2 tRNA genes and 2 rRNA genes are annotated in these 875 nt (G+C 42.3%); all 4 read right to left on the bottom strand.

Going from position 1 to position 875, the window contains the following annotated elements:
- Positions 1-115, bottom strand: a 23S ribosomal RNA gene (locus ACSLUK_RS19940); the annotation flags it as partial.
- Positions 116-414: 299 nt separating this feature from the next.
- Positions 415-491: transfer RNA gene (locus ACSLUK_RS19935), tRNA-Ile, on the bottom strand.
- 149 nt (positions 492-640) lie between these two features.
- Positions 641-716: transfer RNA gene (locus ACSLUK_RS19930), tRNA-Ala, on the bottom strand.
- Positions 717-804: 88 nt separating this feature from the next.
- Positions 805-875, bottom strand: a 16S ribosomal RNA gene (locus ACSLUK_RS19925); the annotation flags it as partial.

Genomic DNA, 875 nt, shown 5'->3' with positions numbered 1-875 from the left:
GAAATCTCAGTCTATAACGGTTTTTATCACCTTAACTGAGCTTATCGCAGATTAACACGTCTTTCATCGCCTCTAACTGCCAAGGCATCCACCATATACGCTTAGTCACTTAACCATACAACCCTAAATAGTCTTAAGTGTGTTGGAGACAAATCCAACACTAAATGTATGACTGACATTTTCACGCACTCTAATGAGCTACTTGAATTAGATGATAATAATTCGAGGAGAATTATTATCGTTTTGATGTTTACAGCGCGACACCGTAAACATCGGGTATTTATATCAGCTTTCCAAATTGTTAAAGAAGTAGATTTTAGCACTCATTCGGCTAAAAACTTGGTTTAAAAAACCAAACTTAAATTATCTCGTAAGACAGTTTGAGTTTGGTCTCTTGTTCTTCTGAAGAAGTATTGGTAGGTCTGGGCAGACTTGAACTGCCGACCTCACCCTTATCAGGGGTGCGCTCTAACCAGCTGAGCTACAGACCTATATTTTAGAGTTCACCTTTACCTAGCTGGTAGGTCTGGGCAGACTTGAAAAAAACAGGCCGACCTCACCGCTCTTTCCTTATTAAATATTAAGGCTTCGCGACGGGGTGCGCTCTTCATTCGAGCTACTATACACATCGTAAATTAAGTGGTGGAGCTAAGCAGGATCGAACTGCTGACCTCCTGCGTGCAAGGCAGGCGCTCTCCCAGCTGAGCTATAGCCCCTCATTTACGTATGAGTAAAGGGTTACTTCTTCTACTTTCGTTATCAGTGCAATTTGTGTGAACACTCAACATCGTTAATTGTTCAAGATAAGGAGGTGATCCAACCCCAGGTTCCCCTAGGGTTACCTTGTTACGACTTCACCCCAGTCATGAATCACA

Source organism: Thalassotalea fusca (genome assembly GCF_053485835.1).
This window is presented reverse-complemented; position numbering and strand designations above follow the sequence as displayed.